General features: G+C 57.3%; 15 protein-coding genes. 6 read left to right on the top strand and 9 right to left on the bottom strand.

From position 1 onward, the window contains the following. Positions 1–72: 72 nt before the first annotated feature. Positions 73–2,661 carry an EAL domain-containing protein gene (locus AAF463_RS04435; protein ID WP_350261589.1) on the bottom strand — a complete coding sequence of 863 codons (2,589 nt, stop codon included), beginning with the start codon at positions 2,659–2,661 and terminating at the stop codon, positions 73–75. A gap of 219 nt (positions 2,662–2,880) precedes the next feature. On the opposite strand from AAF463_RS04435, the gene AAF463_RS04430 reads away from it, so the two are divergent. Further along, complete coding sequence (locus tag AAF463_RS04430; protein ID WP_101762487.1) at positions 2,881–3,528, top strand: CPBP family intramembrane glutamic endopeptidase; 648 nt, start codon at positions 2,881–2,883, stop codon at positions 3,526–3,528. Positions 3,529–3,569: 41 nt separating this feature from the next. Here the strand turns inward: AAF463_RS04430 and AAF463_RS04425 are convergent, their stop codons facing one another. Further along, entirely contained in the window at positions 3,570–4,301 is a 732-nt protein-coding gene (locus AAF463_RS04425) for an SDR family oxidoreductase (protein WP_137385239.1), read from the bottom strand. Positions 4,302–4,400: 99 nt separating this feature from the next. Here AAF463_RS04425 and AAF463_RS04420 point away from each other — a divergent pair, with 99 nt between their 5' ends. Next, entirely contained in the window at positions 4,401–4,781 is a 381-nt protein-coding gene (locus AAF463_RS04420) for a helix-turn-helix domain-containing protein (protein WP_192415363.1), read from the top strand. A gap of 33 nt (positions 4,782–4,814) precedes the next feature. Here the strand turns inward: AAF463_RS04420 and AAF463_RS04415 are convergent, their stop codons facing one another. Next, on the bottom strand, positions 4,815–4,982 hold the full coding sequence (locus AAF463_RS04415) for a hypothetical protein (RefSeq protein ID WP_168197444.1): 168 nt from the start codon (positions 4,980–4,982) through the stop codon (positions 4,815–4,817). Positions 4,983–5,194: 212 nt separating this feature from the next. Here AAF463_RS04415 and AAF463_RS04410 point away from each other — a divergent pair, with 212 nt between their 5' ends. Both AAF463_RS04410 and AAF463_RS04405 read left to right on the top strand, forming a co-directional pair. Beyond that, positions 5,195–5,365 (top strand): hypothetical protein, encoded by a 171-nt coding sequence (locus AAF463_RS04410; RefSeq protein WP_007887091.1) that lies wholly within the window; start codon positions 5,195–5,197, stop codon positions 5,363–5,365. Between the two features lie 111 nt (positions 5,366–5,476). Continuing rightward, a complete protein-coding gene (locus AAF463_RS04405) occupies positions 5,477–5,710 on the top strand; it encodes a hypothetical protein (protein ID WP_101762489.1) in 234 nt (77 codons plus the stop codon). Between the two features lie 114 nt (positions 5,711–5,824). Here AAF463_RS04405 and yniD read toward each other — a convergent pair whose 3' ends face one another. From yniD to AAF463_RS04380, 5 genes are all read right to left on the bottom strand, one after another. Further along, positions 5,825–5,932 carry a small membrane protein YniD gene (yniD, locus tag AAF463_RS04400; RefSeq protein WP_021507251.1) on the bottom strand — a complete coding sequence of 36 codons (108 nt, stop codon included), beginning with the start codon at positions 5,930–5,932 and terminating at the stop codon, positions 5,825–5,827. 79 nt (positions 5,933–6,011) lie between these two features. Beyond that, positions 6,012–6,440, bottom strand: coding sequence for an OsmC family protein (locus AAF463_RS04395; RefSeq protein WP_101762490.1), 429 nt, complete (start codon positions 6,438–6,440; stop codon positions 6,012–6,014). Between the two features lie 62 nt (positions 6,441–6,502). Continuing rightward, positions 6,503–7,693 carry an FMN-dependent L-lactate dehydrogenase LldD gene (gene lldD / locus AAF463_RS04390; RefSeq protein WP_101762491.1) on the bottom strand — a complete coding sequence of 397 codons (1,191 nt, stop codon included), beginning with the start codon at positions 7,691–7,693 and terminating at the stop codon, positions 6,503–6,505. Further along, entirely contained in the window at positions 7,690–8,457 is a 768-nt protein-coding gene (gene lldR, locus AAF463_RS04385) for a transcriptional regulator LldR (RefSeq protein WP_101762492.1), read from the bottom strand. Before lldR ends, lldD begins: the two co-directional genes overlap by 4 nt. A gap of 176 nt (positions 8,458–8,633) precedes the next feature. Further along, positions 8,634–9,806: a cyanate transporter gene (locus AAF463_RS04380; RefSeq protein WP_350261587.1), complete on the bottom strand. Its 1,173-nt coding sequence runs from the start codon at positions 9,804–9,806 to the stop codon at positions 8,634–8,636. 87 nt (positions 9,807–9,893) lie between these two features. Between AAF463_RS04380 and AAF463_RS04375 the strand changes: the two genes are divergently transcribed. Both AAF463_RS04375 and AAF463_RS04370 read left to right on the top strand, forming a co-directional pair. Continuing rightward, positions 9,894–10,754, top strand: coding sequence for a LysR family transcriptional regulator (locus tag AAF463_RS04375; RefSeq protein WP_336767236.1), 861 nt, complete (start codon positions 9,894–9,896; stop codon positions 10,752–10,754). Between the two features lie 88 nt (positions 10,755–10,842). Beyond that, positions 10,843–12,204, top strand: coding sequence for an amidohydrolase family protein (locus AAF463_RS04370; protein ID WP_350261585.1), 1,362 nt, complete (start codon positions 10,843–10,845; stop codon positions 12,202–12,204). A 206-nt stretch (positions 12,205–12,410) separates the two neighbouring features. Here AAF463_RS04370 and AAF463_RS04365 read toward each other — a convergent pair whose 3' ends face one another. Then, on the bottom strand, positions 12,411–12,608 hold the full coding sequence (locus AAF463_RS04365) for a hypothetical protein (RefSeq protein ID WP_039333073.1): 198 nt from the start codon (positions 12,606–12,608) through the stop codon (positions 12,411–12,413). Between the last annotated feature and the right edge of the window lie 304 nt (positions 12,609–12,912).

Raw genomic sequence — 12,912 nt, 5'->3', positions numbered from 1 at the left:
AAAAAGCCGCGCACATTTCGTAGCGGCGCGATTTATCACGCAATGCATTGCGCCGCTACAATGTGTGCAAAATCAATTGACGGTTTCCTCTTCCTGTAACCGCGCATTGAAGGCTGCCAGCGACATGGGTCGGCCAAGGACATATCCCTGCCCTTCTTCACACGACAGCGCTTTCAGCGCCTTTAGCTGTGCTTCGGTTTCAATCCCTTCAGCGGTAATGGTCAGCGCAAACGCGCGCGCCAGGCCGACAATCCCCGCCACCACCGATTGCGCCTGCTGCGATTCCGGGAACTCCTTCATCCATGAACGATCGATCTTCAAGCCGTTGAACGGGAAAGTTTTCAGATAGCCCAACGCCGCATAGCCGGTACCAAAATCATCCACCGTCAGCCGCACGCCGAGCGCGCGCAGGCCTTGCATGATCTCCAATGCGCGATCCGGATTCTCAAAAGTGACGTTTTCGGTGATCTCCAGCTCCAGCCGTGTGGCCGGTAATCCACTCACCTCCAGCGCATGCGCCACGCGCTGCACCAGATCGTTATTACGAAACTCCACCGGCGAAATATTCACAGAAACATAGCGCTGTTCGCCCCAGTCGCGGGCGTCCACGCATGCGCGCATCAGCACCCAATCACTGATCGCAGCGATCAGGCCGTTCTCTTCCGCTAACGGAATAAAGCGATCGGGTGTGATCCATTGATCGTCGGCTATCTGCCAGCGAATCAGCGCTTCAGCGCCAGCCAGCTGCCCGCTTTGCAGCTGATAGCGCGGCTGATAATGCAGCGTGAAGGCGTGATTGTGCAGCGCGCCCTCAATCGCCTGCACCATGTCGCGTTTTGACTGCAGATGGTTCGCCATATCGGTGGAGTACCAAACCCACCGATCGCGTCCGGCACTGCGCGCCTGAGCCAGCGCAATATCGGCCAGGCGTAACAGCGCTTCCGGCTGAGCCGCATCCTGCGGTGCTGATACGATGCCCATGCTGGCGGTGAGGCTGATTTGATGCGATCCGCTGATGATCGGTTGATGCACCATGCGCTGCAGCGCACGACAGCGATATTCCACACCCGCCCGCGTGCTTTCGCGCAGCAGCAAAATAAAGGCATCGCCGCCGAGCCGGGCCGCCAGTTCATTCGGCGCCAGCAAGCTTTTCAGCCGTGTCGAGATCTCATTCAGAACGTCATCACCGACCGCGTGGCCCCACGTATCGTTGATCGGTTTGAACTGATCGAGATCGAAACTGATGACAAACAGCGGATCATCCGCGCTGACGCACTCCAGATACGCGGTTAAATACTCCTGCAGCTGCATGCGGTTCGCGAGGCCGGTCAGCATGTCATGACGTGACAGAAACTGAATGCGCGCTTCGGCGTCAACTTCATGAGTGATATCCGACACCGTGCCGCGAAAACCCGAGCGCAAGCCGTTACGCCGAATGGCTTTCGCCATTAACTGCCCAATGCGGCGCTCGCCGTTGGCCGACATAAACTGGCAGCGCAGCGGCACATGTTTCACCTCTTCGCCTTGACGCATCAGCCAGGAGACCAGCGAATGGCTGGGATGGCTCAGCAGTTGATCGAGCGGACGTCCAATCCAGCTTTTCACTTCATGGCCGGTCACCGCAGCAAAGCGCGACGAGAGATAACAGAGGCGGCCCTGTGCGTCGACTTCCCAAATCCAGTCCGACGCGGCTTCCGCCAGATCGCGAAAACGCTCTTCGCTGTTGGCCAACTCACGCTGACTGATCGCCAGCATTTCAAAGCGACGATCGGAGATCACCGCGTTGTGCAGTGCATGCCGCAGCACGCGACGCGTCACCAGCGCCACCGCCAGCGCGGTGAACAGCAGCAGCGGCATCATCAGCCACATCACACCGAAGCCGGGATTTTTCGGCTGCCAGCGCAGCACCAGGGGTTCGCCCTGCAGCACCGGCTCCACCAGCCGTGGCTCAAACCGCGCATCGTTTAAATCGCTAGCGATGCGCGGTTCAATCACATTCAGGGCTTTGCCCAGCGTTTGCAGTTTTTGTGGCGTGAAAGTGTTAACGAACACCATGACCGAAGCGGGGCCGGGCATCGTCGGCAAATCCTGTCCTTTGCCCGGCGTAATCGGCGCGGCCACGACAATCGCCGGGTTACTCTCCACCAGCGCATTGCCTGCAACGGCGTCATGCCGTGAGCGCGCCGCGCTTAGCAGTACGTTGCTTTGTGCGCCTAACAAGCTCTCAATCGAAGCATCCGATAATTCACCGTTAATCACCGCATAGCGGGTTTTTCCATTGCCATCGACCACGAACACGCCGTCGTAGTGATACTCCTTGTAAAGCCCCGGACCAAAGTTCTCTTCGTCCCACGCCCAAACCTTATTGACCGTCAGATGCAGGTTTTTCCAGCCTTCGCCCCAGTTAGCATAATCGCGCGCATCGACGAGCATCTGTTGCTGCTGTTGCTGCCACGCCTGACGCATCAGATTGGCATCCTGCTGGATTGAGTCGATGTTTTGTCGATGGGCGATAACTAACACCATCACCACAGAGAGAAGTAGCACGCCAAACAGCAGCGAGGATAAGGTGCGCAGAATGCGCCGCGTCAGCCTTACCGTGTGTGCTTCCATATTGGTCCTGGCGGCCAGTGCCGTGTGCCGGTGAAACTCAGAATTCATGCGCATTGCTCGTAGAATACAGGCAGCAAAAAAAGGCGGATGACAACGCAGACTGCGCACATCTCCACCCTGTAAGGGTTTGATCGGTTATCGGCCCCGAGCGCCGCAGATTTAGTCTTGTTGGTGGAATATTTGAGCAGCGCAAATGTGCAGCACGCCACCTCGACAGGGATGATCGGCGTTGCTACTATGCGCTCTCCTCTGCTCGCTGAGTCGCCTATGGACACCCAATCCGACAAAGTTACGTTAACGCTGTTCTACGTGGGTAGCTTTGTGGTCTATTACCTTGTGACCATGCTGGTTACGCTGTTTCCCAATTACGGGATGCTGCGTACCAACGGCTTGCTGATGCCGGTGCTTTGCCTGGTGGAGTTTGCGGTGATCTATCCGCTGTACCGTTTTTACTGTCAGCGTCGCAGCGACATTCCGCTGGGCTTTGTGCGGCCGATGCAGGCGCTGCTGTTTATTGGATTGCTGTTTGCTTTGATGGTGGCGCAGACACAATTTCTGCAACCCGAAGGCTGGCTGATTGCGCAATCGCAGCAGGGACGAAGCTCGATGCTGATTCTGCTGCTCACCGCCGTGCTGCTGGCACCGGTGTTTGAAGAAGTGCTGTTCCGGGGATTTTTACTGCAAGGTTTTCTGTTGTGGGCGCCGAGAAGCCGTTTTGCCTGCATGCTGCTCACCTCCCTGCTGTTCGCCGCGATGCATACCCAATATGTGCACTGGGAAACGCTGGTTGCCTTAACGCTGTTTTCCATGCTGCTGTGCTACGCGCGCCTGCGCAGCAACAGCCTGGCGCTACCGATTTTCCTGCACACGCTGAACAATTTAATCGCTATCCTGCCCGCCTGGTATTTCGCCTGACCAAAGCAAAACAGCCATCCTGAGATGGCTATGTATGATGCTTACACCTGTGTCAAACCGCCATCCACACAGATTTCTGCGCCCGCGATGTAACTGCTCTCGTCACTGGCGAGGAACAGCGCGACGTTGGCCACCTCTTCGGGCTTGCCCATTCTGCTGAGCGGAATAGTGCTGGTGATGCCGTTGCGCACCTCTTCAGAAGCCGCCCGCATCATATCGGTATCGATCGGGCCAGGCGCCACCACGTTAATGCGGATACCGCGCGCAGAGAGCTCGCGCGTCCAGGTACGGGCAAAGGATCGCAGCGCGGCTTTGCTGGCGCTGTAAACGCCGTATCCTTCGGTGCCAATCACATCGGCAATAGAACCAATCAATACCACGCTGGCGCCGGGCTTCAGCAGCGGCAACGCGGCCTGCAGGGCAAACACCGGCGAGCGCACATTGAGGCCGAAGATGTGATCAAAATGCTCAGCGCTAATCTCATCAATGGTAGCGTACTCCGCCATCCCAGCGTTGATCACCAACACATCCAGCTGGCCGGATTCACGCGTGATCGTTTCAATAATGCGCGTCAATTCACTCTGCTGGCTCACATCGGCACGCAGCGGATGCGCGTTGCCGCTGATGCTGCTGCTGGCGGTCTGTAACTCCTCGTCACGGCGCGAGGTAAACCAGGTGGTAGCGCCCTCACTGGCAAAACGCTGGCTGATTGCCAGACCAATTCCTTTTGCGCCGCCCAGTACCACTGCCACTTTGTTATCCAGTCTGCTCATCTGCTCTCTCCTGTTTGGGTAGAAAGCTGATGGTATATATTTTATACTTAATAACAATTACGCACTTTGTTTATACCAGATATCGCGGAGTATATCGCCATGGCAGAGATCGACGGTAACAGCTTGAGAGATGTAGGAAAAACCCGGCCGGTGCTGGAGCACATCACCAATAAATGGTCGATTTTAATTCTCACCGTGCTTTGTACTAAGCCGTCGCGTTTTAACGAGATTCGTCGTCGGCTGGATGGCATCACTCACAAGGCGTTGGCGGATGCGTTAAAGCGGCTGGAGCGTAATGGGCTGGTGAATCGCGAAGTGCTGAACACCGCGCCGATCGGCGTGGAATACAGCCTGACGCCGCTGGCACAGACGCTGCAACAACCGTTTGTCGCGTTGTATGACTGGGCGCTGGAGCACGGTCCATCACTGGAACGCGCGCAGGAAGAGTACGACCGCACCCACACGGATGAGATCGCCTAGGGCCGCCATTCATGGCGACCGCTGGCACAAAAATTACTCTTTTTCCGCTTCGAAATGGGTTTTGAACTGTTCGTAGATAGAAATCATGTTGGAAGCATCACCGTGCAGCGGGCTCAGTTTTCCCGCGCGCACCAGTTCAATCACCAGTTGCAAGGCGGCTTGTTTTGGGCTGCTGGCTGGTTGGGCAATTTCGTTCGACATGTTAACTCACTCATCGTTTTTATCAGGGCCGCATAGTTTAGCCCAGATTGAGCTACGGTTGCGCACTGCGATGCGTATAATCTTGCGAGCCGGACAAGAAAGCCGCTCAGGGTGATAATTGACTCTCAACGCGTTTAGCTATACTGGATCAAAAAAGGGAACGACCAGCCACACATTCCGTACCAGCGAGAAGGTGTTAAAGGAGTCTAATTATGCTGATTGGTTTTGTTTTATTAGTGAGCGCGTGTGGGCATGATGCCTGTGATGCCTTACCGGTTTCGGAGCGTATCTATCCGACCAAAGTGGCCTGTGAGCAGATGGCCGATCGCATCCATAAAGTACGGCCAAATGTGGTCTTACTTTGTGGCGAAGTGCACCGTTAATTCGGTGCCAGCTTGATTAAAGTTGCGCAAATAGTAGCCAAACGGCATTGCAAGAATGGGTTGTAGCGTTCAAAATATAAGCTGCTTTTCACTATCATCGTTGTGAATCCAATGAAAACATCTCGCCCCCGTCGTCCAAACGGACGCTGGGTTTATTACATTTTGTATGATGGCATTCTCTGGCCCTGCCCCGTACGTTGGGAATGGGAAAGCGGCTTCGGCGGCTGGCTGCCATTCTATTTCTCGCCCACGTTTGAGTTCGTGGCGGGCGATCCACGCAAGGCGTATCGCATTGCGCGCAGCAGTGCGCGTAACGTACGCCAGACAGACGGTGAGTTCGCCTGATTGATTAGCCAATCTGCCATGGGAACCATGACGCCGTGAGCAGGTAGTGCAGTAACTCCAGCACCAAAATCACCATCACCAACACGCCAAGCTTGTGGCTGCTGATCCACTCTTTCATCCCCATATCATCGCCGCCCAGCGAATCAGCATCAGCGCCCCGCAGATGCACAACAGCACCACGATCATTTTCCAGTGTTTGGTTGCAGCCAGTTTTTTTGCCACGCATCCTCCAGACGACAGAAAGCAACGATGCGCCCTAAGGCGCACCGTTGATTCTAACGCTGGTCACCCATTTGGGCGATTATTTATTCAGCGTGTAGTCGAGCGTGATTTCAGCATTCAGTACCTGAGAAACCGGGCAGCCCGCTTTGGCTTTCTGGATGATCTCATCAAACTTCGCGTCATCAATGCCCGGTAAGACGATGGCGCTGGTCAGCGCGATTTTGGTGATGGCAAAACCGTCGCCCTTTTTATCCAGCGACACATCCGCGGTGGTATCAATGCTTGTTGGCGGATGCCCTTCATTGCCCAACATCAATGACAACGCCATTGAGAAGCAAGCGGCGTGCGCAGCACCAATCAGCTCTTCCGGGTTAGTGCCCTTCTGGCCTTCAAAACGGGTATTGAAACCGTACGGTTGATTGCTCAACACGCCGCTTTCGGTACTTACCGTACCTTTGCCTTTAATGTCGCCTTCCCAATGGGCCGATCCTTTCTTATGAATGGTCATGTCATTCCTCCTGTTGTGTTCGACAGCTATTGAGTATAGACAACATGACTCATTCTGCTGGATTAGCTCACCGCGCGTGGACGCGCCGGACTCAAGCCCGCCTCACTCAACAGCGCGTTAGCCTGCACCAGCGAAGCCTGCGTAATCTCTTTGATCGATTTCGCACCGGTCAGCGTCATCGCCACTTTCATCTCTTTCTCAATCAGGTTGAGCAGATTTTCAACGCCGCGCTGACCGTGCGTTGCCAGCGCATAGACAAACGCGCGTCCCAGCAGCACGCTGTCGGCACCGAGGGCGATCATCCGCACCACATCCAATCCGCTGCGAATCCCGCTGTCGGCGAGAAGGGTAATATCGCCTTTCACCGCATCGGCAATTGCCGGCAACGCGCGCGCCGACGACAGCACGCCGTCCAGCTGACGCCCGCCGTGATTCGACACCACAATGCCATCGGCACCAAATCGCACCGCATCGCGCGCATCTTCCGCGTCGAGAATGCCTTTAATCACCATCGGGCCATCCCAGAATTCACGAATCCACTCCAGATCTTTCCAGGAAATCGACGGATCGAAATTGTTCGCCAGCCAGCCGATGTAATCTTCCAGCCCGGTCGGTTTACCAAGATAAGTGGAGATGTTGCCGAGGTCGTGCGGACGGCCATGTAAACCGACATCCCACGCCCATTGCGGATGGGTTGCCGCCTGCCAGTAACGACGCAGCGGCGCATTGGGGCCGCTCATGCCGGAGTGCGCATCACGGTAACGTGCGCCAGGCGTCGGCATATCGACAGTGAACACCAGCGTGGTACAGCCGGCGGCTTTGGCGCGCTCCAGCGCGTTGCGCATAAAGCCGCGATCGCGCAGCACATAGAGCTGGAACCACATCGGACGATTTATGGCCGGCGCCACTTCTTCAATGGGGCAAACCGACACGGTTGAGAGCGTAAACGGAATGCCTTTCAGCGCCGCCGCGCGCGCCGCCTGCACTTCACCGCGTCGCGCATACATGCCACACAAGCCGACCGGCGCCAGCGCCACCGGCATCGACAGGGTTTCGTTGAACAGCTTCGTTTCGAGGCTCAACGCCGACATGTTTTTCAGCACGCGCTGGCGCAGCGCCACGTCGGAGAGATCGGCGACATTGCGCTTCAGCGTGTGCTCGGCGTAAGCGCCGCCATCCAGATAGTGAAACAAGAACGGTGGCAAGATGCGTTGCGCCGCGGCGCGATAGTCACTGGCAGCAGAAATGATCATCCGTTATTTTCCTTGTGCTGAGGTTGGTGGCCCGGCAGACGCGTAATGCGCGCCTGGCGCGCCTCATCTTCATGCAGGGTTTTCATAGTGGTGTGAACAAAGCCGAGATGATCCATCGCCGCCTGGCGCGCCGTTTCCGCATCACCGGCCATCACCGCATCAAACATCGCCTGATGCTGTTCGTTAAGACGATTAAAAATCACCGGATGGGTATACATGCGCTGACGGCTGTGCAGCACCGAGGATTGCAGCAGATCGAAAAAGCCGCGCATGGTCTGCAGCAGCACCACATTGTGCGAGGCTTCGGCGATGGCGAGATGAAAACGCAGATCAGCCTGCGCCGCGAGATCGGCATCGTCGCTCTGCTTAATCTTCAGCAGCGCATCAAAGGCGTAAGCCAGCCGCTCTTTATCGGCTTCGGTGGCGCGCAACGCCGCATGCCACGCGGTGCTGGCCTCTATTGCGTGACGCGCTTCAAGGATGTCGTAGCGATAATCGGGATCTTCAGCCAGCAGCTGGCGAATCGGCTCTACGATACGCTGTTCCGACCACGGTTGCTGCGGCTGACGTAGCCAGGTGCCGCCACCGCGTTTACTGATCAACACGCCGCTGCTGATCAGTTGCTGGATCGCCTCGCGCAGTGACGATCGCGATGAACCGAACTCGGCCGCCAGCGCGCGTTCGGACGGCAGCCGCATCCCCGGCTCCAGCTGATGCTCGGTAATCCAGGCGCAGAGCCGCGCCCGCAGCGTATTTTCGGTCATCGCATTATCCTGAGAAAGGCTCCCCCGCCATGCTGCATTGGTAGGACCAAAATGCAGCATGGCGGGCTTGATAGAGGAGAATGGTTAATGCTTTGTTATTTCGATGCAACGTAACAGGCGGGATTTTTCAGGTTATGTGACGACGCGGCCACATTTGAATCTTTTGGTAGGACCAATTACGCCGCAGTCCGGCCAAAGGCCCGACCATAACTGCGCGGATGAAAGCGCAGGTTCAGCAAAATCAGCCCGACCGTCACCGCCGCCTGCATCAGCCAGACGCTGGAAAAACTGTGGGTTAATGCCTGCAGCTGACCGGCGATAAACGGCATGCAGCCGGCAATGATAAAGCCCGCGCCCTGCATAAACGCCACCAGCCGTGCACCGGCCTGCGGATGCGGCAGGTGATCAAGCGCCAGCACCATCGCCAGCGGGAATGCCGCGCCCAGTCCAAATCCGGCAATCGCCGCCCACAGCCACGGCGCGAACAGCGGGGCAAACAGAAAGCCGCTCATGCCGATCAGCTGACAAACCAAGCTGATAATCAGCTGCGGACGCCGATCCGCCTTACGCGCCAGCAGCGGCATCAACAGCGCACCTGCAACCTGACACAGAATCATTGCGCCGAGCAGCGATCCGCCGGCCTGCGCCGACCAGCCAAGATGATGATAGGCATCCGGTAGCCAGGCAACGCAGGTGGCGTAACCACCGTTCACCAGGCCAAAACTGATTGCTAGCGTCCAGGCGCGCGGCGTGCGCCACAGCGACGGCAGCGCAACCTTTTCCGTGCTGGCGACGGTTGGTACGCGCACGTAAAGCCACAGTGCAATCGCCAGCAGCACCGGCAGCGCCCAGCCGCTCAGCGCCAGCGACCCGCCAAAATGATCGCTGAGCCACGGCGATAACGCCGCTCCTAAACCGCCGCCGCCCATCAGCGCACCGGCCCACAATCCGGTGACCGGCGCGCTGCGCTGTGCAAAGCGCTGACGAATCAGGCCCGGCATCGCCATCTGCACCACGCCCACGCCAAGGCCGCCAAACAGCGCGCTGACCACCAGCCAACTGCCGTCGTGGATCACGCCACGCGCCGCCAGCGCCAGCAGCAGCAGCGTCAATCCGGCCAGCAGCAAGCGTTGCAGCGGCACGCGCTGCATCAGCGAAGCACTCAGTAGCGCGGCCGCGCCCATCATCACCATCGGTACCGCAGGCAGCAGCGAAGCCGCCAGTGAAGAGAGTCCCATCGTCTGCCGAAGCTGGCCGAGTAACGGACTAAGAGAAGTGAGTAACGGTCGCATATTCAGCCCAGCCAATACCAAAGCGGCGAGCGTTAATCCGTTGAAATGTCGATTCATACACAATCCTGCTGCAAAGAGGTTGTCAGCATCGCAGCAGTCGTTACTATTTGGAAATGAAATAACACCATAACGACCAGTGGAAAAATGAATCGTCAACCGATGTTCACCCCGCAGCAACTGCTGAGTTTTGTCGCGGTGTGCGAAACCGCCAGCTTCACCCGCGCCGCCGATCGCGTGCATCTGTCGCAATCCACCGTGAGCCAGCAGGTGCGTCGGCTGGAAGAGATGATCGGTAAACCGCTGCTACAGCGCACATCGCATCAGGTGGCGCTCACCGAAGAGGGCGAGAAGCTGCTGGGCTATGCGCGCCGCATCATCGCGCTAAACGGCGAAGCGCACGACGTGCTGAGCGATAAATGGCGCGACGGCGTGCTGCGCCTTGGCGTGCCGGAAGATTTCGCCGCGCCGACCGCCGGTTTGCTGGCGGAGTTCAGCCGCGATCATCCGCAACTGCGCCTTGATGTGATGAGCGGCATGTATGTCGATTTGCATCGCGCCTGGCAGCGTGAGGAGCTGGATATCATGCTGATCAAACAGCCGGGCGGTGAACGTCCGCTGGCTGCGCGCCCCGAGCCGCTGCTGTGGCTGGACAGCGCCGCACATCCCTGCTTTGAGCAAACGCCGGTGCCGCTGGTGGTGTTCCCGCAGCTCGGTTTATATCGCGAGGAGATGGCGCAGACGCTGGATAGCCTCGGCCGCAGCTGGCGCATCAGCTACAGCAGCGCCAGTTTGGTGGCGCTCGCCAGCGCCAGCGCCGCCGGATTGGGCTTAACGCTGCTGCCCGCCAGCTGCCGCTTGCCTGAGCATCGCGTATTAGGGGAAGACGATGGTTTACCCACCATCAACCATTTTGAACTGGCGCTATTTTGCCGTGCGCCGCAGGACGAACTGCAGCAGGCGCTGGCCGCCGCGCTGGTGACCTTTTGTCAGCTGCAGTGGCAGTGATTTTTCCACTGCTAACCAGTGGCAAATATCGCAGCGCGCTACGTAGAGTTTTGCCAGATTAAGCGTTTCTCATTTGATGGAACCTCTGATGCAACTGACCTCTCCCACCCGTCGTGAATTTCTTAGTCTGACCGCCGCCGGAAGCCTGCTGGCCGCCGGCATCAGCTACGCTGCGCCCGCTTCACCGCTGCTCGCCAGCAGCACACAGCCGCACACGCCGCCACCGCGCGTTGCGCACTACCAGCTGCTCAATGTCCGCCTCGAAGAGGGCTTTGAGCGCGACGGTAAAGAGGTGATCGCCACACGCACCGCGCTGTACGACATCACTATCAAAGACGGCACTTTCGCGGCGATTGATGCCGCAGGCAAAGCGCGCAACACCAATCTGCCTCAGTGGGATGCCAACGGCGCCCTGCTGCTGCCGCGCACCCGTGATATGCATATCCATCTCGACAAAACCTTTTACGGTGGTCCGTGGGAAGCGCCGCGTCCGCGTCAGGGCAAAACCATCATGGATATGATTGCGCGCGAACAGGTGCTGATCCCGCAACTGCTGCCGACGTCGCAGGCGCGTGCCGAAGCGATCATTGGTTTGCTGCACAGCAAAGGCACCACCCAAGCGCGCAGCCACTGCAATATCGATCCGGTTAGCGGCCTGAAAAGCCTTGAGCATCTCAAGCTGGCGCTGGCGAATCATGCGGAATTCCCGTGTGAAATCGTTGCCTTCCCGCAGCACGGTTTGCTGCATTCGAAGGTTGATGGCTTGATGCGCGAAGCGATGCAGATGGGCGTGCAGTTTGTCGGCGGGCTCGATCCGACCAACGTGGATGGTGCGATGCAGGCGTCGCTGGATGCGATGTTCCAGATCGCCCTCGATTTCCAGCGCGGCGTGGATATCCATCTGCACGAAACCTCGCCATCCGGCGTGGCGGCCATTCAGTACATGATCGACACCATCGCGAAAAACCCGCAGCTGAAGGGCAAAGTGACGCTGAGCCACGGTTTTGCGCTCGGCACGCTGGAAGGCAAAGCGCTGGATCAGATGATTGCGGGCATGGCCGAGCAGCAGATGAGCGTGGCGTCGACCATTCCGATTGGCAAGCTGACCATGCCGCTGCCGCAGTTGCAGGCGGCGGGCATCACGGTGATGACCGGCACGGACAGCGTGATCGATCACTGGTCACCGTTTGGCACCGGCAGCATGCTGGAGAAAGCCAATTTGTACGCGCAGCTGTATCGCGGTTCCGATGAGTTCGGTTTGAGCCGCGCGCTGCATATCGCCACTGGCGGGATTTTGCCGCTGTCGAATCAGGGCGAACGTCAGTGGCCGAAGGTCGACGATGAAGCCAGCATGATGCTGGTCGAGGCCAGCTGCTCCGCCGAAGCCGTCGCCCGCATCTCCCCGGTCCGCGCCACCTTCCACCGCGGATTGCCAGTGTTCAGTGCGTAAGCCGAAAATCGCACATTGCCGTAGCGGCGCGATTTATCGCGCGTATTAATGGCGGCACCGCGCCCTTCACGACATAGCGCAATAAATTGCGCCGCTACAATGGTATGCAGCTTGTGGTTGAAGGCACCCAACAAAAAAGCCTCCGCAAGGAGGCTTTACGTACGACATAAACAGGCAGCATGCGCACACCCGGTGAGTGCTGGATTTTACGAAAGCATCTGAATCGCCAGCGCATACAGCCGCTGGTTTTCATCGTCGCTGACAGGCTCTTCTTCCGCGTAACAGGCAATCATAGAGCTGACTTTATCCGAAGATAAGGTTTCTCCATGCAGATGCAGCGTTAACACGGCGCGGCCGACGATTTTCAGAATGTCTTCGTTTTGTCCCTGGACATAATGACTCAATGAAATGACCTCTGAAATATTATGGGTATTTACTGATTAGCCAAACGGCGGGGTAAATATAAAGCAAATCGGCTATTCGTTTTAATCAGAATTTTACCTAAGCGAAGCCATTCATTAGCACAATACTTATAAGTAAGCATTAACAAACCCTGATAATGCTTGTTTAATAACGCTAATTCTCCTTTTTCGTTGCATATGTCGAGGTTTAGCGCCTTCATTGCAGAATAAAATCAACCACAAAAGCATTAGAACTTCGCAACAGTATGCGTATAAAAACGAGACAAGCCTGTTATAACACTAACGG

Source organism: Pantoea sp. BJ2 (assembly GCF_040255075.1).
Classification (GTDB): Bacteria; Pseudomonadota; Gammaproteobacteria; order Enterobacterales; family Enterobacteriaceae; genus Pantoea; species Pantoea leporis.
Note: the sequence above shows the minus strand (reverse complement) of the source record. Positions and strands in the feature narration are given on the sequence as shown.

Excerpts from the sequence above, each read along its gene's own strand:
- AAF463_RS04435 (WP_350261589.1), bottom strand. The coding sequence starts at position 2,661 with ATGAATTCTGAGTTTCACCGGCACACGGCACTGGCCGCCAGGACCAAT.
- AAF463_RS04430 (WP_101762487.1), top strand. The coding sequence starts at position 2,881 with ATGGACACCCAATCCGACAAAGTTACGTTAACGCTGTTCTACGTGGGT.
- AAF463_RS04425 (WP_137385239.1), bottom strand. The coding sequence starts at position 4,301 with ATGAGCAGACTGGATAACAAAGTGGCAGTGGTACTGGGCGGCGCAAAA.
- AAF463_RS04420 (WP_192415363.1), top strand. The coding sequence starts at position 4,401 with ATGGCAGAGATCGACGGTAACAGCTTGAGAGATGTAGGAAAAACCCGG.
- AAF463_RS04415 (WP_168197444.1), bottom strand. The coding sequence starts at position 4,982 with ATGTCGAACGAAATTGCCCAACCAGCCAGCAGCCCAAAACAAGCCGCC.
- AAF463_RS04410 (WP_007887091.1), top strand. The coding sequence starts at position 5,195 with ATGCTGATTGGTTTTGTTTTATTAGTGAGCGCGTGTGGGCATGATGCC.
- AAF463_RS04405 (WP_101762489.1), top strand. The coding sequence starts at position 5,477 with ATGAAAACATCTCGCCCCCGTCGTCCAAACGGACGCTGGGTTTATTAC.
- AAF463_RS04395 (WP_101762490.1), bottom strand. The coding sequence starts at position 6,440 with ATGACCATTCATAAGAAAGGATCGGCCCATTGGGAAGGCGACATTAAA.
- lldD (WP_101762491.1), bottom strand. The coding sequence starts at position 7,693 with ATGATCATTTCTGCTGCCAGTGACTATCGCGCCGCGGCGCAACGCATC.
- lldR (WP_101762492.1), bottom strand. The coding sequence starts at position 8,457 with ATGACCGAAAATACGCTGCGGGCGCGGCTCTGCGCCTGGATTACCGAG.
- AAF463_RS04380 (WP_350261587.1), bottom strand. The coding sequence starts at position 9,806 with ATGAATCGACATTTCAACGGATTAACGCTCGCCGCTTTGGTATTGGCT.
- AAF463_RS04375 (WP_336767236.1), top strand. The coding sequence starts at position 9,894 with ATGAATCGTCAACCGATGTTCACCCCGCAGCAACTGCTGAGTTTTGTC.
- AAF463_RS04370 (WP_350261585.1), top strand. The coding sequence starts at position 10,843 with ATGCAACTGACCTCTCCCACCCGTCGTGAATTTCTTAGTCTGACCGCC.